The organism is Brevibacillus sp. DP1.3A (assembly GCF_013284245.2).
In the GTDB taxonomy this organism is placed as follows: Bacteria; Bacillota; Bacilli; order Brevibacillales; family Brevibacillaceae; genus Brevibacillus.
Genome location: NZ_CP085876.1, coordinates 458,927 through 477,292, shown reverse-complemented (window position 1 = coordinate 477,292; position 18,366 = coordinate 458,927). Strand labels below are relative to the sequence as shown.

General features: G+C 49.2%; 17 protein-coding genes and 2 riboswitches. Of the genes, 5 read left to right on the top strand and 12 right to left on the bottom strand.

Annotation, left to right across the window (positions count from 1 at the left end):
- Positions 1-184 precede the first annotated feature (184 nt).
- From HP399_RS02545 to HP399_RS02515, 7 genes are all read right to left on the bottom strand, one after another.
- Complete coding sequence (locus HP399_RS02545; RefSeq protein WP_173619794.1) at positions 185-910, bottom strand: nucleoside phosphorylase; 726 nt, start codon at positions 908-910, stop codon at positions 185-187.
- A gap of 1 nt (position 911) precedes the next feature.
- Positions 912-1,577: a sulfite oxidase-like oxidoreductase gene (locus tag HP399_RS02540; RefSeq protein ID WP_173619795.1), complete on the bottom strand. Its 666-nt coding sequence runs from the start codon at positions 1,575-1,577 to the stop codon at positions 912-914.
- A gap of 42 nt (positions 1,578-1,619) precedes the next feature.
- Positions 1,620-2,534 (bottom strand): ABC transporter permease, encoded by a 915-nt coding sequence (locus HP399_RS02535; RefSeq protein ID WP_173619796.1) that lies wholly within the window; start codon positions 2,532-2,534, stop codon positions 1,620-1,622.
- Entirely contained in the window at positions 2,521-3,591 is a 1,071-nt protein-coding gene (locus tag HP399_RS02530) for an ABC transporter permease (RefSeq protein WP_173619797.1), read from the bottom strand. Before HP399_RS02530 ends, HP399_RS02535 begins: the two co-directional genes overlap by 14 nt.
- On the bottom strand, positions 3,566-5,095 hold the full coding sequence (locus HP399_RS02525; protein ID WP_173619798.1) for an ABC transporter ATP-binding protein: 1,530 nt from the start codon (positions 5,093-5,095) through the stop codon (positions 3,566-3,568). The genes HP399_RS02530 and HP399_RS02525 overlap by 26 nt, the downstream gene beginning before the upstream one ends.
- A gap of 138 nt (positions 5,096-5,233) precedes the next feature.
- Positions 5,234-6,262, bottom strand: a complete 1,029-nt coding sequence (locus tag HP399_RS02520; protein ID WP_173619799.1) for a BMP family lipoprotein — start codon at positions 6,260-6,262, stop codon at positions 5,234-5,236.
- 201 nt (positions 6,263-6,463) lie between these two features.
- Positions 6,464-6,586: riboswitch (SAM riboswitch) on the bottom strand.
- A 281-nt stretch (positions 6,587-6,867) separates the two neighbouring features.
- Positions 6,868-8,343 carry a methyl-accepting chemotaxis protein gene (locus HP399_RS02515; RefSeq protein WP_173619800.1) on the bottom strand — a complete coding sequence of 492 codons (1,476 nt, stop codon included), beginning with the start codon at positions 8,341-8,343 and terminating at the stop codon, positions 6,868-6,870.
- Positions 8,344-8,498: 155 nt separating this feature from the next.
- Between HP399_RS02515 and HP399_RS02510 the strand changes: the two genes are divergently transcribed.
- The gene (locus HP399_RS02510; RefSeq protein WP_173619801.1) at positions 8,499-9,116 is read left to right on the top strand and encodes a DUF3298 and DUF4163 domain-containing protein; all 618 of its coding nucleotides are present in this window, start codon (positions 8,499-8,501) and stop codon (positions 9,114-9,116) included.
- Between the two features lie 201 nt (positions 9,117-9,317).
- Entirely contained in the window at positions 9,318-9,731 is a 414-nt protein-coding gene (locus HP399_RS02505) for a MarR family winged helix-turn-helix transcriptional regulator (RefSeq protein WP_173619802.1), read from the top strand.
- Between the two features lie 50 nt (positions 9,732-9,781).
- On the opposite strand, the gene HP399_RS02500 is transcribed toward HP399_RS02505, so the two are convergent.
- From HP399_RS02500 to HP399_RS02490, 3 genes are all read right to left on the bottom strand, one after another.
- Entirely contained in the window at positions 9,782-10,057 is a 276-nt protein-coding gene (locus tag HP399_RS02500) for a hypothetical protein (RefSeq protein ID WP_173619803.1), read from the bottom strand.
- Positions 10,050-10,376, bottom strand: coding sequence for a hypothetical protein (locus tag HP399_RS02495; protein WP_173619804.1), 327 nt, complete (start codon positions 10,374-10,376; stop codon positions 10,050-10,052). Before HP399_RS02495 ends, HP399_RS02500 begins: the two co-directional genes overlap by 8 nt.
- Positions 10,377-10,558: 182 nt before the next feature.
- Complete coding sequence (locus tag HP399_RS02490) at positions 10,559-11,992, bottom strand: NAD(P)/FAD-dependent oxidoreductase (protein WP_173619805.1); 1,434 nt, start codon at positions 11,990-11,992, stop codon at positions 10,559-10,561.
- A 52-nt stretch (positions 11,993-12,044) separates the two neighbouring features.
- Positions 12,045-12,144, bottom strand: a riboswitch (purine riboswitch).
- 301 nt (positions 12,145-12,445) lie between these two features.
- Here HP399_RS02490 and HP399_RS02485 point away from each other — a divergent pair.
- Complete coding sequence (locus tag HP399_RS02485; protein WP_173619806.1) at positions 12,446-13,633, top strand: amino acid deaminase/aldolase; 1,188 nt, start codon at positions 12,446-12,448, stop codon at positions 13,631-13,633.
- Positions 13,621-14,937: a D-arabinono-1,4-lactone oxidase gene (locus tag HP399_RS02480; protein WP_173619807.1), complete on the top strand. Its 1,317-nt coding sequence runs from the start codon at positions 13,621-13,623 to the stop codon at positions 14,935-14,937. The genes HP399_RS02485 and HP399_RS02480 overlap by 13 nt, the downstream gene beginning before the upstream one ends.
- 73 nt (positions 14,938-15,010) lie before the next feature.
- On the opposite strand, the gene HP399_RS02475 is transcribed toward HP399_RS02480, so the two are convergent.
- Entirely contained in the window at positions 15,011-16,420 is a 1,410-nt protein-coding gene (locus HP399_RS02475) for an amino acid permease (RefSeq protein WP_173619808.1), read from the bottom strand.
- Between the two features lie 72 nt (positions 16,421-16,492).
- A complete protein-coding gene (locus HP399_RS02470; RefSeq protein WP_173619809.1) occupies positions 16,493-17,257 on the bottom strand; it encodes a dimethylarginine dimethylaminohydrolase family protein in 765 nt (254 codons plus the stop codon).
- Between the two features lie 352 nt (positions 17,258-17,609).
- Between HP399_RS02470 and HP399_RS02465 the strand changes: the two genes are divergently transcribed.
- Positions 17,610-18,350, top strand: coding sequence for an IclR family transcriptional regulator (locus HP399_RS02465; protein WP_173619810.1), 741 nt, complete (start codon positions 17,610-17,612; stop codon positions 18,348-18,350).
- The last annotated feature ends 16 nt before the right edge of the window (positions 18,351-18,366 follow it).

Below are 18,366 nucleotides of genomic sequence, written 5' to 3'. Positions count from 1 at the left end.
GGAAGTTTCTCGAGGAAGAAGTGTTCGACATGCGGGTCCCCTTTTTGAAGTTCCGACTGGGTAGGCGTTGTCAAGGTCTACGAGCCCTGTGCTTTTTCTTCTCGCCAGCTTTGTTAGTTCATCGATGCCTTTTAAAACTACAAGAAAGCCCAGGACCTCTGAAACGTCCTGGGCTTACCTATTGTTACTGGGAAACTGCAATGGCTGCATCCAGTGCGATCAACGCTTCGGCTTCAATGGCTTTTGCCATCACATCGGTGTGCGGGTTATACGATTCGATCAAGTCTGCATCTGCATACCCGTCAATCGCTAAAATGGAGCCTGCCTTCATACCGCGAAGCGCCGCAATCACGAAGAGAGCGGTGTTTTCCATCTCGACTGCCAAAACGCCAGCTTTTTGGTACAGCTTGTGCGGGAACTCCAACACTCCACTGTAGAAGACATCGAGTGTCAGCGTGATTCCTTCAAATACCTTCAAGTCTGATGCGTTTGCTCCTGCTGCTTGTACAAGCGCGTCCACGACATGGCGATTGGCAACAGCCGGGAAGCCCGCCGGAACCAACTGACTGGTCAAGCCGTCTTGGCGAACCGCTGCGGAGCTGATGACGAGGCTGCCTGTCTCGATTTCTTTTTGGTATGACCCGGCAGTTCCTACGCGAATGATGACCTGAACGTCGCCCTTCGCCAGCTCCTCGAAGCATACCGCTGCTCCAGGTGCGCCTACCCCATGACTCACTACCGCTACCTCGACGCCTTTCCAAGTACCCGCATAGCTGTGATACTCGCGGTTTTCCCCGATTTGGCGCTGATCGTCGAGTTTCGAAGCAATCAAGGCTGCACGTTTTGGATCACCGCACACAATGACGCGCTTTGGCAGTTGTTCGGGATCTACCTTTAGATTCGTCAACATCTCAATCGAACTCCTTTTTCTCCCACTCATCCTCTGGTATCGGCAACGCTTCACCGGAGAACCGCTCTTCGCGGAACGGGTCTGCGATCAGATGAAATCCATTTTGCTCCCAGAAGCCGGGCTTGTTTTCCGTCATAAATTCAATTCCTCTGATCCACTTCACGCTTTTCCAGAAATACAGATGAGGAACAACCAGGCGAAGCGGCCAGCCGTGCTTGTCCGTCAGTCGCTCTCCATCAAAGGAGTGAGCCAGCAGCACATCATCACGCTCCAGATCAGCGAGCGGCACATTGGCAGTATAGTCGTGATCACCGTGCAGCATGACGAAGTTCGCTCGCGGAGTCACGTCAATTGCTTGCAAAAAATCACGAAAACGCACGCCTGTAAACGCATTGTCAAAACGGGACCAGCGCGTCACGCAGTGAATGTCGCTCGTCACTGTCACCTGTGGCATCGCCATGATCTCTTCGTAGGAGAGTGTCACTTCCTGGTCTACCTCTCCAAAAACGCGCAGTGTCCATTCGTTCATGTCATACACCGGCACGTCTCCCTCATGCAAAATGGGAAAGCGCTCTGTCAGGATTTGTCCTGGCGGAAGTCGTCTGGCGAGTCCCGGTCCCACTGGGGCAGGTACTTTCATTCTTTTGATCCGATCTGCCTTGTTCATATCGCATTTCCCCTTGTCTTCGCTGTCTATATGGCCTGTTGTTTAACGGGTGCTCTGCTGATTGTCGCTACCGATCTGACTCTTGTTCTTCAAGAAGAACATTGCCGCAATCGTCAGCACGTATGGCAGCATGGCCGTAAATTGCGTCGGAAGCGAAAAGCCCTGCAATCGAATACTAAGGGCATCCATCAACCCGAACAAAAAGCTCGAAGCCAAAATACCGAGTGGATGTGACTGCCCCATCATCATCGCTACCAATGCGATAAAGCCCCGGCCAGCCGTCATACCTTCTGTAAACATCGTAACTTGCCCCAGTGAAAGCTGTGCCCCTGCAATCCCGCACAATGCGCCACTCATCACAATCGCCAGCACCTGAAGTCCCGTCACTTTCAGACCGAGACTGCGCGCCGCAACGGGATTCAGACCAACTGCGAGGACGCGGAAGCCCGTAACCGTCCGATAAAAGAACACATACAACAGAATGGCAGCCAAAAAGGCAAAATACACGAGCGGCGAATGACCAGAGACAATGCCTCCGATGACCGGAATATCGTGAATGAAAGGAATCTCGACGGTTGGCAAGCCAGCCATATCCTTATCGTAAAACGCTCCTTTGACACCGAAGATCGCCCGCAGTGCAAATGTCGTCAACCCGAGCGCGAGAAAGTTAATCGCCACACCGACGACGATTTCATTCGCCCTAAGCTTGATCGTCATGTACGCGAACAAGAGCGAAAAGACAATGCTGACCAGCGCAGCAATCAAAACAGCCAGAATCAGATTCCCGGTAAAATGATTGCCGACAATCGCGGAAAAGGCACCGACCAGTACCAAGCCCTCCAGGCCTACATTAAAAATTCCGACACGTGCGCAGAGCGCTCCACCCAAAGCTGCCAACAAGATCGGCGTGACCATCCGAATGGTAGAACTGAGGAGGGACCAATCAAAGAGCTCCATGCGATTCCCCTCCTTTTGCCTTCCGCTTTTTCCACCAGTCGTAGCTGAACTTGGCAGAGATGAACAAAATCAATACGGCTTGTATAACACTTGCCAGCTCCAAAGGCACATCCGTATTGCGCTCTACACCCATGGCTCCTGTCTGAAAAGCAGCAAGCAGGATCGAAGTCACAATGATGCCAAGCGGGTGCGAGTTCGCAAGCAGCGCTGCCATCAGGCCCGTCCAGGCGAACCCAGGTACACTCAGGGCACCGTCAACAAAACGATAGTGCGCCCCCATTACCTCAACGGTTCCCGCCAAGCCAGCCAGTCCTCCACTGGCAAACATCCCGGTCAGCATCACCCGAATGCGATTAATTCCTCCGTATTGAGCAAACAGCGAGTTTTGACCCAGCATCTTCACTTCATAGCCAAAAGGCGTAAACCGAAGTACCCAGAACAACAGCAGCGCTGCAACGATCGCAAACAAAAAACCTGCATGCACGCTCATCCCGGCAAACAGCTTCGGAAGCCAAGCGCTTTTCTCCAGCATGACGGTCTGTGCCAGTGCCGCAGAACCCGAGCGATCCCGGAACGGCTCTGTCACGAGATAGCTCGCAAACAATACCGCGATGTAGTTAAAGAGCAACGTAGAGATGAGCAACGGAATGCGAAAACGGGCTTCCATAAAACCTGGCAACAACGCCCAGAACCCTCCGACTGCCATTCCTGCAAAAATACCCGCCACAATTTTGATCATTCCCGGTGCTGGCAAGTAAATCGCGACTAACGCAGCACTGACGGCACCCAGCACCATTTGCCCTTCCGCCCCCAGGTTGAATACCCCTGCCCGAAATGCGAGGGAAAGACCCAGGGCAATCAGCATGATAGGCGTAGCTCTCGCTAATGTAGACGTAAAGAAATAAAAACTGCCAAAGGCCCCTTTCCACATTTCCTGGTAGGTGCCCAAGATCGATTCGCCAACTGCAGCAATGACCAGCGCCCCGGTCAACAAACCGATGACGACAGCCAATAACGGCTGAACCAATGACTTAGATAGCTCTTTGATTGCTGCCATGAATGCTTCCTCCCGCCATGATCACGCTGATTTTTTCTTCGGTTGCCTCCAGGCGTGAAAGCTCTCCAGCGATTCGCCCTTTATACATGACCAAAATCCTGTCAGACAAGGCGAGAATTTCGGACAACTCGGAGGAGACGAGCAAGATCCCGTCTCCCTGATTGCGCTTTTCGATCAGCGCCTGATGGATGTACTCCATGGCACCGATATCTACCCCTCGCGTAGGCTCAGCCGCAATCAAAAACGGGGTTTCCTGTCCGAGCTCCCTTGCTACGATCAGCTTTTGCAAGTTTCCACCTGACAGATTCCCTGCCAGCTCCTGCAATTGTCGGGAGCCTGTCTTGATGGCAAACTGCTCAACCCAGCCTTTTACGACTTGGCGGAATTTCTCCCGCAAAACAACGCCGCGACGGTTGTAAGCAGGCTTTCGCTGATAGCCCATCAACGCATTTTCCTCGACGCTTGAGAGTTTGGCCGTTCCCCACAGGTAGCGATCCTCCGGAATATGCGCCAAGCCGGCATCCCGAATGGTGGCAACTGATTTGTTCGTCACGTCGTTGCCGCCTAACCGCACCTTTCCCTCCTGTGCCGCTCGCAAGCCGCTGATCGCTTGCAGCAGCTCGGATTGACCATTCCCGGAAACACCTGCGATTCCTACGATTTCCCCGTGGTGCACGGTAAAGCTGACTTGATCAAGCAGTGTCTGCTTTTCTCGAACCGTGAGATTCTCCACCTGCAACAAAGGGCCTTTATCCAGAGGAACTCGCTCAGCTAGCTCCTGCAATTCACGTCCGACCATCAGTCTGGCTAAATCGTCCGCATTGGTTTCTGTACGGGATACCGTTCCCGTCACTTTGCCTCCGCGCAGTACCGTAATACGATCAGCTACCTCCATGACCTCCTGCAACTTATGTGTAATCAAAATGACGCTCTTGCCGCTCTCGGCCAGGTTTCGAATCGTTTGCAGCAGGTCGCGTACCTCCAGTGGGGTAAGTACAGCGGTCGGCTCGTCCAGCACGATAATATCCGCACCCTGATACAGAACCTTCAGAATCTCGACCCGTTGCTGTTCCCCAATCGAGCAATTCGCTACCTTGGCCTGCGGCTGAATCGGAATGCGATACTGCTCACTAAGAGCCCGCACCTTGTCCTCCGCGTCATTTCTTTTGAAAAAACCCGCTTGATTCGGCTCGTATCCGATCACGATATTTTCAGTCACACTGAATTCTCCGAAGAGCATAAAGTGCTGGTGAACCATCCCGATTCCATTTCGAATCGCGTCCTCTGGTCCGCGGAAAACAACTGGCTTGCCATTTAACACGATCTCTCCCGACGTCGGCTGCTCCATCCCGTACAGCATCCGCATCAGTGTCGTTTTGCCCGCTCCATTTTCCCCGACAATCGCGTGGACTTCTCCTGCTGCCAGTGAGAACGACACCTTGTCGTTGGCGGTAAAATCTCCGTACTTCTTGGTCATGGCCCTCATTTCCAAGCGATCGGTCATTCCCACTCCCTCATTTCTGTACGTCCTTTTATGAAAATGGAAGACCGACTACACAGCCGTAGTCGGTCACATCCATCACTGTGCACAAGCTATAAATAAACGTTCAAAAAGTTGGCTTTTCAACACCGAGCTACCTTTTTAGAACTGGTCTGGTACTTTGCGAGTGCCAGCTACAATCTCATCGCTGATCGCTTTCACTTTATCCACCACTTCTTGTCCAATAAAAGCGTTCAGTGGCGTTTTGCTTTCGTGCGTGACATAGGTTACCCCAACACCTTTTTCTTTCAAGCCGTACGCCACAACACCTGGTTTGAACGTTCCTTCTACAAAGTTCTTCACCGTTTCATAAGCTGCCGCGTCGGTCCCTTTCAATTGGGACAGAACAATATGCTCTGGATCAATCGTGGTACGGTCAACGTCCTGACCTGCTGTGAAGAAGCCTTTTTCCTTCGCTGCTTCGAAAACGCCGAGGTCTCCTACTGCTGCTGCACCGTTAATGAAGTCAGCGCCTTTGGAAGCTTGGAGCAAAGCCAATTCCTTCGCTTTTGCCGGGTCAGTGAAGCTACCTACATAGTTGACCATCAGCTCTGCTTTTGGATTCGTCGCTTTCAAGCCCTCTTCGAAGCCAACTGTCCATTTTTTCAACTGCGGAATATCAAGAGCGACAACCATACCTACTTTGTTCGTTTTCGTTGCCAGACCTGCTGCTGCTCCCACCAGGTAAGCCGCTTCCTGCTCGCGGAAGGTAACACTGCGAACGTTTGGCAAATCCACTACAGTATCAATAATCGCAAAATTACGGTCAGGATTTTCGGTAGCTACTTTTTTCAATGCATCCTCTGATGTAAAGGAAGAAGTGATGATCAAATCATAATTTTCTGCAACAGCCACGCGCAGATTCTCTTCAATCGCTCCATGGTCCGTAGATTCAATCGTTTTCACTTCTGCGCCCAGCTCTTGTGCGGCTTTCTTCGCACCCTCATCCATTTGTTGGAAGAACGGATTCACACCGATTTTCTCGGGCAAAATCAAGGCAATTCGCTTTTTGGCCGCGCCCTCTTGTCCTGCTGATTGTCCTCCTGGCTGATCTGCAGGTGCGCTTGTGCCAGTCGAGCACCCTGTTGCCAATACTGCGAATGTCGTTAATGCCAGCAATAACTTCTTCATGATGTATCTCTCCCTATCCGAACTTTACGTTTTTCTTTATCCTATTAGGTAATGTACGGCTTTTTACCCAATTTTTCAATACTATTTACGAATATTATCTTATAAAATATATTTATCGTTCGTTTATTACCCCCTTTCCTTTTACAAATAAAACAAAAAAACTCTTCCCGGAGGAAGAGTTTGCGTACGTAGCCGTTCTCTTCCTCATCTGTCAAAACCATGGTACAGGTTTTGCAGGAATTGGCACCTTTCTGTTCATGCATAGACATGATCAGTGGTTGCCGGGCATCATCGGGCCAGTCCCTCCGCCGCTCTAGATAAGGTAGGTGAATATATTTAGTTACAATGGAATTCATTCTAGCAGAACGGTTCAAAAATGCAATTCTTTTTTCTCAATTCCAAACACTTCTAAAAGTGAATCGAATTTGAAGTTTAAAAAGTCGTCTTTTCAGCACCGAGAAATTGGCGAGAACCTGAAGAAGGAGGAGCGGAGTGTAGGAGACCTACATGAGCACCGGACTTCGAAGGTGAACGTCAATTTCGATGCCGAATCAGCTTTCAGAACTACTTCGTGATCAAAATACGACTTTTTAAACAACCTTTAACTAATTTACGTGAAAGGTTTGCTGGAGACGATGAGACAACGTATTCAGCTCGCCCAGCTCTTCCGTAATCTCACGCACTTTTTGATGCTGGTTTTCTGCTGTCGCAAACAGCTCTTCTAAGTTGGCTACGGATTCCTCGGTTACGGCTGTAATAGTCGACATCTCGATGGCAACTTCTCCGGAACGCACTTTTACCCGGTCCATGCTGGAGCTTACTTGATCAGCTGCTTCCAAGAAGGCCATCATCCCGGCACGCACTGCTTCAATGGAGGCCACTGTTTTCACGGCCAGCTCTTGGCCTTTTGCAACAGACGTTTCTCCATTGCTCATATGCTGCACCGCATTCTCACTTTCCTGATGGAGAGATTTCAGAATGTCGGTAATTTCCTGCGTAGCTGTCGCGCTTTGTTCCGCCAGCTTGCGTACCTCATCCGCTACAACAGCAAATCCACGTCCATGCTCGCCTGCACGCGCCGATTCAATCGCCGCATTCAGCGCCAAGAGATTCGTTTGTGTCGCGATCTGATTAATAGCGCCAACAATTTCTTCTACGCGATTCGCCTGTCGATTGAGCTGGTGAATCGTAGAGGCTGCTACATTGACTGCCTGCACAATTTGCTCCATCTGCGAGGACAGCTCGTTCATCATCTGAACGCTGTCTGTCAGACGACGGTTGTTTTGTTGCGATTCCGATTTCATTGCGTTGGTCTGTGTTGTGACTTCCTCGATTTCCTGGTCGATGGATTGAACCTCTTCTTCGATTTTCACCGTAGAATTCGCCTGCGATTCCATACCTGTGGCGACTTCCTTAAAGGCTACCATCATTTCATCTGTATTGCGCTTCGTACCTTCCGCATGCTCATGCACATGATCGCTTGTACGATCCAGCTGCTCCGTCATTTGCTGGATGTTCAAAAGCATTTCTCCCAGACGGCGCTCCTTCTCTTCCGCTTCCTGCCTTGCGTCATCAGCTTTTCGCAAGGAGGCTTGTCCGGCGAGACACAGATACGTGACGGCTCCCATCATCATGAGAATCGTGACAATACGCATAAGCAAATTGAGCTCCGAAAAATCACCTTCGAAAATCTCGTAGGTTCCCGTATAAAATCCGACAATCGTAACGATGATTTGGGCGATTCCCGCTGTAACTACCAGCTTCCAGTCCAAATAGGCTGCCAAAAAGCCCATGACGATAAAGGCGAGGAAGGTAACCTCCTGGTAATCGGTAAAGTGATCGAAGGAAATAGCATAAAACATAAGTCCGATTGCAACCAGATAACGAATCACATGACTATCTTTGCGAATGAAATAATACGGCGAAACAATTAGAGTGACCAGCAATCCCAAGGACGTCACTTTCCAGAAGTTCACATCCACTTGGTAGGCAATGAGTCCTGCCATCCACAAATGATTCCATAGGATGAAAATCATAAAGCCTTCTTTGTCAGTCAAGGTATTGCGAATCAATTGAATCATAATTGCCCCCCTTTTCCTTTTTACTTATGTATCGGATTCTTTCCCCATTATATAGCCAAACCTTTGCCAAATTTGTGAAAAAAGTAAGAACAGCCAAAAACAATTTCGAATAGGCTATTACACAACTCTCACGTACAGGAGGCAAACGGAGAAAAGTGGAACTCAATCAATTGCCAGCTACTGTGCTGACACGGACGATTAGCCGTCCGAACACCACGATTTACTATCCACAATTGGCAGGCCTAGCCAACCAACAAGCGGAAAAAGATATCAACCGGGCGATTTATCAAACGGTTCAAGGCTTAATTCACGAGCAACAACGGGTCCAGGTACCGGGAAATACAGAAATGCAAGGAAGCTACGAAATCAAGACAAACGAACGCGGCATTTTCAGTGTCGTGCTGAGCAACTACGCCTACACACCACAAATGGCTCACGGCATGACCTTCCTCGGGTCGATCACCGCAGATATCCAAACAGGCAAGCTGTATACGCTGCGTGAATTATTCAAGCCAGGAAGCGATTACGTCAAGGTGCTTTCCGAAAACATCAAGCGTCAAATCAAAGAAAGAAGCATCCCCACACTCAATGGCTTTACTTCGATTAAACCCGATCAAGATTATTACCTCGCCGACAAATCGCTGGTCATCTACTTTCAGTTGTACGAAATTACACCTTACTACGTCGGTTTCCCCATGTTCCCCATCTCGGTCTATGAACTGGAGCCGCTCATCAATGAAAAAGGACCATTGAGTATCTTGTCCGCAGATTAATCCTCCACCGTATTTTCCACCCAGGTGAGTGTCTTCTTCCATGACACTCGCCTGATTTTATTTGTGTCAGAAAATCCATTATTTCGCCATCGAATAAACGTTTACTTATATGTCCGAAACTGCTAGTATGTTATTGTACATATTTACTTAAGCAATAAAGTGTACGATATATCGGACCAGCTTTCCTGGAGGTATATACTCATGCAATATTATGGTCATCGAATTAGCCAAACCGCAAGAATATTCAGCAAATCATTAAATGGGACTATGTCTCCCATGGGATTATACAGTTCGCAATGGGGGATTATCCTTTGCTTGCATTATCGTGAATCGCTCACCCAGGTTCAATTGAGTAACTACCTGAATGTGGAAGCGCCGACGATTACCCGGACACTCACCCGATTGGAAGAGATGGGCTGGATTATTCGCTCAGAGGGTGATGACAAGCGTGAGCGCTATGTGTCCCTGTCTCCACAAGCAGTCGAACGGTTCCCGGAATGGCTGGAGGCCGCCAAAGAGCAAGAGGAACTGGCACTCCGCGGCCTTGACGAAGCAGAACTCGCTATCTTTAACCGCGTACTGAAGAAAATGAATGATAATTTGCAGACATCGTAGTAAGTAAAAAATGACTTCGCCCAAAAGCAATTTGGTGAAGTCATTTTTTGTTAGCCATTTTTCCTTGTACTATGGATGATGGTGTTGAGCTCTTGTTCCAATTGAATCAATTCAAGCTGTATCTGTTGCTTTTGCAATTGTTTTTTCTGTTGCAGCACTTGTTTTTTCAACTCATTTGATTCTTTGTCATTTGCTACGTTCGTTGTAGAAGTATCCTGATCCGGTTCCACCTGTCCAGTCGTGCCTATAGCCGATAGGAAGGCAGCCAGAACAGCGATCCACCCGCCTACCGCTGCCAGCTCATTCGCCAGATTTTTGTCAATCATCCTTCTTCCCTCCGTTTTTGGATGGCTTCTCCTGCAAATTCTTCTTTATATCTTGCATACTGTCTCGTAATTGAGCCATTTGCTGTTCAATTCGTTTGAATTGCCTATCATCATCTTTGTCATTGTCATTGTCATTGCCATTCTTATTCTTCCCATTGGCTTTCTTGTTCGATTGGATCAGCGGTTGCGCCGAAGTCGCATTTCCGCAAGCAGGCTTTTGACTTAATTTCGTTGTTTTATCAATGGCGAGTATGACAAAGCCAATCGAAATAATCCAAAGTGCTATTACAGCGGTATCGTCATCATCACAAAAAAACATAGATACCTCCATGCCAACAAAAGGTCGTGGTTTGATTATTGGCCCTTCTATACAATACGCTTCTGCCTAGTTCCTCGTGACATCGGGATCATTACTTTCCTGATGTTGTTCTGTCATGAAAAAGGCTCCCCACCAAGCACAAGCGTGCCCAGCAAGAAGCCTATTTGTTATGATCGTATTCGTTATTGCATGCGCTTCGCGATATTGCGAGCCATCCAGACCCCAGCAGCTCCAGCCTGAGCCAGACCACGCGTAATTCCGGCACCATCCCCGCCACAGAACAATCCTTTGATTTCTGTTTCGAATTCCTCAGTCAGTTTTGGACGTGCCGAGTAGAATTTCGCTTCCACTCCGTAAAACAATGTATGCTCGGAAGCGATTCCCGGCGTTACCTTGTCCAGAGCTTCCACCATCTCGATCAGACTTTTCATCGTATTGTAAGGCAACACGAGTCCCAAGTCACCCGGTACCGCTTCCTTCAGAGTAGGCTCCAGGAAGCCTTCCTTAATACGCGCCTCTGTAGAACGGCGACCGCGCAAAATATCGCCGTACTTTTGCACGATGACCCCACCGTTTGACAGATCATTCGCTCGCTTGCAAATTTCTCTCGCGTACTCATTCGGCTTGTCAAACGGCTCTGTAAACGTATGAGATACCAAGAGCGCAAAGTTCGTATTCATCGATCCCAGCGCTGGGTCTTTGTAGGAGTGCCCGTTTGCCGCCATGACTCCACTGTGGTTTTCCACGACCACGTGACCGGATGGATTGCTACAGAACGTCCGTACACGCGTTCCGACAGATGTATTGAAAATGAATTTGCCTTCGTACAAGTGCTCATTGATTTCGCGCATGACGACATCGGACGTCTCCACACGTACGCCTACGTCGACTTGATTGTTGTACATTTTCAGGCGGCGCTTTTTCAGGATATCGGTCAACCATGCGGAGCCATCGCGGCCTGGTCCGATTACCACGTAATCAGCTTCATACTCTTGGCCGTTTTTCAAGACGACACCTTTTACCTGATGTCCCCCTGCTTCTTTCACCGTAATGATGTCCTCGACCTCTGTCTTGAACATCATGTCGACATGCTTCTTCAAATGCTCGAAGATCGACTGGAGAATCTCCAGGTTTTGCTCCGTTCCCAAGTGACGCACCTGCGCTCGCAACAGCTTGAGTCCTGCTGCATACCCGCGCTGCTCGATGCTCTTGATCGTCTCTGTGGTCGGGTCCGTAATCGATTGGGTAGCCCCATGCTCCAAATTGATTTCATCTACGTATTTGATCAGCCCAAGTACAGTGGAAGGGCTGAGATAGTCTGTCATCCAACCGCCAAATTCGGTGGTGATGTTAAATTTACCATCGCTATAGGCGCCTGCTCCACCAAAACCACTGGTAATCGAACAGGCCGGCAAACAGCCTGCAAAATCTTTTTTTCCTGCTGGCGGCGGGCAGAGCTTAATCTTTTCCTCCAAGATCGGACAGCGTCTGCTATAGATGTCATGCCCTTTATCAATCAACAGCACCTTGGCATTCGGTGCTTTTCGCATTACCTCGTAGCATGTAAAAATCCCTGCTGGTCCTGCTCCTACAACGATCACATCATACTTATTCATTTCGTTCCCTCCCCGAAAAAATGCAAAAAATTCCCGGCCGACGAATAGGGTATACCAAACCTGCCCTATTCGTAGCCGGGAATTTACGGTTCCCTGTAGAGACCCTCAAACCATATTTCTGAGGATATACGAATACAAATCACTATTTCATTCGTCAAACCTGCGTTGTTCTTCACAACAATATGTATCGTAGCTTATAAGGTGAATCAAGTCAACCAAAAACAACCTATTTATTCGTCTTTTAAAGTTATTTTTATCGTAAACATGCCTTTACAATTCGTAAATACAACAAAATCCGAACATTTAAAAACGAACATTCGTTATTTCTGTTCATGCCTCTCTTTTGTCAGGAAGGAATCAAACACAAACGAATAGAATAGATAGAATTTTATGAAATATTTACAGTTCTTTCTTTCATTCAAATTCGAATTCAAAAAAGGATGAGGCCTGTACATGCGGGATTATCGCTATTATCAGTCTGCCTTTGCCGGTGTTCCCAAGCCGTTCGCTTTCGTCGACCTAGATCTGCTGGAGGAAAATGCGGAGCAAATTAGTTTGCAAAGCAATGGAAAACCCGTTCGAATCGCGAGCAAGTCGATTCGAAGCGTTGCCATTCTCAAACATGTATTGCAGTTGGACGATTGCTTTCGTGGTCTCATGTGCTATTCCGCTCCTGAGGTGCTTCACCTGTGCGAGGCAGGCTTCGATGACCTGCTACTCGGCTATCCTCTCTGGGAAAAAAGCTGGCTTTTGGCACTCGCCTCTGAGATTAAGAATGGACGCTCCATTACTTTGATGATCGACTCTCTCCCTCATGTCGAACAGCTCGAACAAATCGCCCGGGAAACAGGAACCAGACTGCCTGTCTGTCTCGATATCGACATGTCGTCTGATGTGTTGGGACTGCATTTCGGCGTCTGGCGCTCACCACTTCGCTCTCTCGAGGCGTCCCTCTCCCTTGCCAAGCGCGTTACTTCCTCCGATCATCTCTACCTAGATGGCGTCATGGGGTACGAAGCTCAAATTGCTGGCGTGGGTGATCGATACCCTCGTCAATTCCTGAAAAACAGCGTCATTCGTCTCCTCAAGCAATATTCCGTGAAAGAAGTGGCTGCTCGTCGTGCCACACTGGTGCATGCCATTCACGAGCTAGGTATTTCTCCCCGCTTCGTAAACGGTGGAGGAACGGGCAGCTTGCACTTGACCGGGAAAGAAGACGCCGTTACAGAGGTTACAGCAGGCTCCGGATTTTTTTCGCCTGGGCTCTTTGACTACTTTCAAGATTTCCGGTTTCATCCTGCTGCCGGATTTGCTCTGGAGATTATCCGCAAGCCCACAGAGCATATCTACACATGTGCCGGCGGAGGCTACATCGCCTCTGGCTCTGCTGGACGTGACAGACTCCCCAAGCCATACTTGCCAGCGGGAGCAAAGCTGTTCCCCAACGAAGGAGCAGGTGAAGTACAGACACCGATTCACTACCAAGGCATGGAAACGCTGGAGCTGGGAGACCCGATCTTTTTTCGCCATGCCAAAGCAGGAGAGCTCTGCGAACGTTTTACCCGGCTGTATTGCATCTCTGGCGGGAAAATCATCGAGGAAGTGACCACCTATCGGGGGGATGGATTATGCTCACTGTAAAGAAGCACGCGAATCACTGGACCAATTGGACAGGAAATGTACAAAGCCAGCCAAAGCAAGTCGCGATGCCAGGGTCCGTGGATGAAGTCGTGCAGCTTGTCCTTGCTTGCAAGAAGGCAGGTACACGGATTCGAGTCGTCGGCTCCGGTCATTCCTTCACTCGGCTCGTCCAGACAGAAGACTGCTTGCTATCCTTGGATCATCTCCAAGGAATCGTCAGTGTAGACCCTGCCTCTGATACCGTTGAAGTCTGGGCAGGCACCAAGCTCAAGACACTCGGATACCTCCTGCATCAAGCGGGCTACTCCCAAGAAAACCTCGGAGACATTAACGCCCAGTCCATTGCAGGGGCCGTCAGCACCGGAACACATGGCACAGGCATTCATTTTGGTAGCATCTCCACGCAAGTCGTCGGGCTGACAGTCGTGACCGCAGCCGGGGAGGTTTTAGAAGTATCCGAGCCATCTCGGCCGGAGCTGTTCAAAGCCATGCAAGTCTCTCTCGGTCTCTTGGGCATCATCGTACGCGTCAAGCTGCGTGTCCTCCCAGCCTATCGCCTGCGCTACCAAAGCCGTCGCATGCCCCTCGATGAGTGCCTGTCCTCTCTGGAGACGTTTAAAACCGAGCATCGGCATTTCGAATTCTTTATCTTCCCGTATTCGGACACCGTTCAGGTGAAATTCATGGACGAGACCAGCGATCCCCCTAGCGGCAATCAACGATGGAGCTATTTGAAAAAAATGGTCGTAGAAAATGGGCTGTTTTGGCTCTTGTCCGAGAGCTGCCGATTGCGCCCTTCTCTCACCAAAAGCGTCAGCAAGCTGTCCGCCCAAAGCGTTCCCTCTGTCCATGAGAGCGGCTACAGCCATCAGCTTTTTGCCACCCCTCGCCTTGTGCGTTTTTACGAAATGGAATACTGCATACCCGCTGAGCATATGGGCGATGCCATACGGGAGCTGTGTCAGGCGATTGAGCAGGAACGCTTTGCTGTTCATTTTCCGCTGGAATGCCGGTACGTCAAAAAGGACGACATCTGGCTCAGTCCTGCTTACGAAAGGGATAGTGCCTTCATTGCCGTCCACATGTACAAGGGCATGCCTTACGAAGCGTATTTTGCCCGGATGGAGGAGATTTTCGCTCGATATGGCGGACGTCCACACTGGGGGAAAATGCACAGCATGACCGCCGAGCAGCTTCATCAGGTTTATCCGCGCCTGCCCGATTTCCTCGCCATTCGCTCTGAGCTCGACCCTGACGGCTTGTTCGTGAACCCGTATTTAGCCGAGCTGTTCGGCATCTCCTGAAGACCATCCTTACGCCACAAAAATGCCCCTACCATATCATCATGGCAGGGGCATTTCTATTGAGCAGGAAGGCTTAGCCTTGCGTTGGGAGATTCGGTTTATGCGCCTTTTTGCGTCCATAGCGCACATAATAGAAGGTATAGAACAGCACGAGTGCACCAATTCCATAGAAGAGTCCAATTCGCTGTGTCGGGTCAAACGCCGGAAAGATAAGAATGAATGTGCAAAGAGCCAGACACAGGAGCGGCATCACCGGGTAAAACGGTGCTACGAACTGTAAATCTTCTATTTTTCCACCCTCACGCAAGTATTGACGGCGGAAATTGAATTGAGAGAGAGCAATCCCCATCCACGTGAAGGTAACCGCAATACCGGATACAGCCATGAGCAGCACGTATACCGTATCCGCTGCAACCACGCTGGTTAACAGAGATAGAAGCGAGAACGCCAGCGTCGCCAAGAGCGCGTTCAAGGGCACTTTACGCTTGGTCAATTTTCCAAAAGCAGGATGAGCCATATTGCTATGGGAAAGGGACCACAACAAGCGAGTGGCTGCGTACAAGCATGAGTTGCCGACAGACAACAGAGCCGTCAAGATGACGAAGTTCATGATATCCGCTGCAAATGGAATCCCCACTGCATCAAATACCGTCACAAACGGACTTTCCAAGAGTCCCAGCTCACTTGAGGGAAAGAGGGCGGACAAGATCGTGACCGACGCCACATAGAACACGAGAATACGAAACACAACGTTGCGAATCGCCCGCGGAATGGTCTTTTGCGGGTTTTCTGCTTCCCCGGCTGCAATTCCGATCAGTTCAGAGCCTTGATAAGAGAATACAACGTTCATCATCGTCACAAAGACGATCGCAATGCCAAACGGGAATAGTCCCCCATCTGCCGAGAAGTTGGAGAGAAACGGGGCGGGCCTTCCTTCCATACTGACAATACCGAATATAGCCCCTAGTCCGACAATAATAAAAATAAGAACGGCTAATACTTTAATTCCGGCAAACCAGTACTCGGTTTCTGCAAAACCTTTTGTCGTCAGCGCATTGAAGGTAAAGAGCAAAACGATAAAGAGCGCGCACCAAATCCAGATCGGTGTATCCGGGAACCACCGTTGCATGACCATGCCCGCGGCAGTAAACTCTACCCCTGCCGTTGTAGCTGACCCTAGCCAATACATCCATCCCAGTGTAAACCCGCTCGCCGGACCAATATACTTGCTGGCGTAGGCTTGGAAAGAGCCTGTTACTGGCATCTTTACAGAAAGCTCACCTAGGCACGTCATGACCAGATACAGCAAAATCCCGCCGATGATATAGGCGACAAGCGCTCCGCCTGGTCCAGCCTGATTGATCGTGAAGCCAGCGTTGAGGAAGAGCCCTGTCCCGATCACACCACCTAACGACAGCATAAACAGGTGGCGACTTTTCATGGAGCGTTCTAGCTGTGTATCTCTTTCATTCCCAGTGTTCATATGATTCCTCTCTTTCACCAGCTTTTTAAGAGGTATATCAGAGGTCTATAAAAGAAGAGAGAACTGCCTGCACTAGAAACGCAGGGACAGGCAGCTCAATCCTCCGTCTTGTTTGCGGAATTCAGACATATCCAGCTCAATCACATTGTAGCCAGCGTCAGTGATTTGCTTTTTCGTGCTATCAAAGCCTTTTGGAATAATGACGTAGTCGTTGATATGGATGCAGTTCGCAGAATACTCGACTTCTTTTTCCACGATCAGATGCTTGTATTGGCTAAATACTTCAGAATCGATGAATTCCCCAGCCAGAACCAGCAAGTCATTGCCAAGGTAGGCGATTCCTGTTTTCAGGTGGAAAAACTCTTTCAACGGAACAATGGTGACTTCATACCCGTATTTGGAGAGAATCTCGCGGAACTGGATGGCTCCTTCTTCATTGGTGCGTGTCGACAGACCGACATAGAAATGGTTATCTACCTGCATCACGTCTCCACCATCGAGGAAGCCAGGGGCCTGAATATATTCAATCGTGTCATAAAAACGAGGAAGCACCAATTTCATATCCTCAATTTCACCATTGCGGCTTTCTGCACCAGGATTGGTGATGACGGCGCACTTTTCCGTGAGGACAGCTGTATCTTCCACAAACGTAGAATCCGGGAAACGCTCGTCCGCTTCCAGAACGGTTACATCCAGACCTGTCTGTTTCAGCGCTTCTACATAAGCGGCATGCTGTTTGAGAGCAAGTTCAAAATCAGGTGAACCCAAATCAGAAGTCGTCAAACCATTTACATAACTCTTTCCCGGTTTTCTTACAATCGCACGTGAAAATTTCATGATGATAGATCTCCCTTCTGTTTTCGAATCTTGCTTTTGTCTAACAGTGGGCGACGGAGAAACGAGCATGTAAACGCTTCCTCATCTGCTGCTTTTGCTTGTTCATCGCCACCATGTTGCATTCATTTTCCTCTGAGCAATCACTCAGAAATATTCCGCATTGTGGAATCACTTCTGCAATACAAAATTACACTCTTAATGTAAAATAGTTTCAAATTTTTTGTCAACGAATTTTTATCTAGTCTGAATTATATTGATTCGGCTGAAAAATTCTGATAGATTGAGGTCATATTAAGCTGGCGTGACATTCAACGAGCAGTCACTATGCAACAAAGCCAGGAGGTAACCCACGTTGGTACAATCGATTGACCGGGCAATGAGCATCATCTCCGTCCTGGTATCAGATCCAAACAAGCAGCATTGGTCCATCTCGGAAATTGCTGAACAAACGAACCTACCACTGAGTACGGTACACCGTTTAATAAGCAGCCTCATCAAGCATGGACTCATCCTCCAGGTTCCTGAGAACAAGCAGTACAAGGTCGGCTATACGTGGATGGAAATCGGGCTGCGCATCCTGGACAAGATGGATATGCGCGCTGTCGCCCGAACTGTCATGGAGCGATTGGCAGCAGATGTAAGAGAAACTGTCTATCTGAACATTCCACAGGGCTCTCATGCCATCGTACTCGAACGAGTGGAAGGTCCCATGTCTGTCAGAAGCATGGATAATCTGGGCGAGCGTATTCCGCTACATATCGGTGCGGCAAATAAAACGATTCTCGCCAGCATGAATCCGACCGAAGCAGAGCAAATCGTGACCGATTTAATCCCGGATGCAGAAAAACGCCGTGAGCTGTTAGAACGGCTGCCAGAAATCAGACAAAGCGGCTATGCAGTCAGCTACGGTGAGAAAACCGAGGGCACCGCATCCATTGCCGCTCCTATCTTCGGCGTCAACCAAAAGGTCGTGGGCGCTTTGAGTATCGGCGTTCCGAGCTATCGGATCAACGAGCAACTCTTGTCCTCACTCATTGAACAAACCCAACAAAGTGCCAAAGAAATTTCCCACAAGATCGGTGCCTTACCTTAATTTTTTTGCCCACTAA

Excerpts from the sequence above, each read along its gene's own strand:
- HP399_RS02545 (WP_173619794.1), bottom strand. The coding sequence starts at position 910 with ATGTTGACGAATCTAAAGGTAGATCCCGAACAACTGCCAAAGCGCGTC.
- HP399_RS02540 (WP_173619795.1), bottom strand. The coding sequence starts at position 1,577 with ATGAACAAGGCAGATCGGATCAAAAGAATGAAAGTACCTGCCCCAGTG.
- HP399_RS02535 (WP_173619796.1), bottom strand. The coding sequence starts at position 2,534 with ATGGAGCTCTTTGATTGGTCCCTCCTCAGTTCTACCATTCGGATGGTC.
- HP399_RS02530 (WP_173619797.1), bottom strand. The coding sequence starts at position 3,591 with ATGGCAGCAATCAAAGAGCTATCTAAGTCATTGGTTCAGCCGTTATTG.
- HP399_RS02525 (WP_173619798.1), bottom strand. The coding sequence starts at position 5,095 with ATGACCGATCGCTTGGAAATGAGGGCCATGACCAAGAAGTACGGAGAT.
- HP399_RS02520 (WP_173619799.1), bottom strand. The coding sequence starts at position 6,262 with ATGAAGAAGTTATTGCTGGCATTAACGACATTCGCAGTATTGGCAACA.
- HP399_RS02515 (WP_173619800.1), bottom strand. The coding sequence starts at position 8,343 with ATGATTCAATTGATTCGCAATACCTTGACTGACAAAGAAGGCTTTATG.
- HP399_RS02505 (WP_173619802.1), top strand. The coding sequence starts at position 9,318 with ATGCAATATTATGGTCATCGAATTAGCCAAACCGCAAGAATATTCAGC.
- HP399_RS02500 (WP_173619803.1), bottom strand. The coding sequence starts at position 10,057 with ATGATTGACAAAAATCTGGCGAATGAGCTGGCAGCGGTAGGCGGGTGG.
- HP399_RS02495 (WP_173619804.1), bottom strand. The coding sequence starts at position 10,376 with ATGTTTTTTTGTGATGATGACGATACCGCTGTAATAGCACTTTGGATT.
- HP399_RS02490 (WP_173619805.1), bottom strand. The coding sequence starts at position 11,992 with ATGAATAAGTATGATGTGATCGTTGTAGGAGCAGGACCAGCAGGGATT.
- HP399_RS02485 (WP_173619806.1), top strand. The coding sequence starts at position 12,446 with ATGCGGGATTATCGCTATTATCAGTCTGCCTTTGCCGGTGTTCCCAAG.
- HP399_RS02480 (WP_173619807.1), top strand. The coding sequence starts at position 13,621 with ATGCTCACTGTAAAGAAGCACGCGAATCACTGGACCAATTGGACAGGA.
- HP399_RS02475 (WP_173619808.1), bottom strand. The coding sequence starts at position 16,420 with ATGAACACTGGGAATGAAAGAGATACACAGCTAGAACGCTCCATGAAA.
- HP399_RS02470 (WP_173619809.1), bottom strand. The coding sequence starts at position 17,257 with ATGAAATTTTCACGTGCGATTGTAAGAAAACCGGGAAAGAGTTATGTA.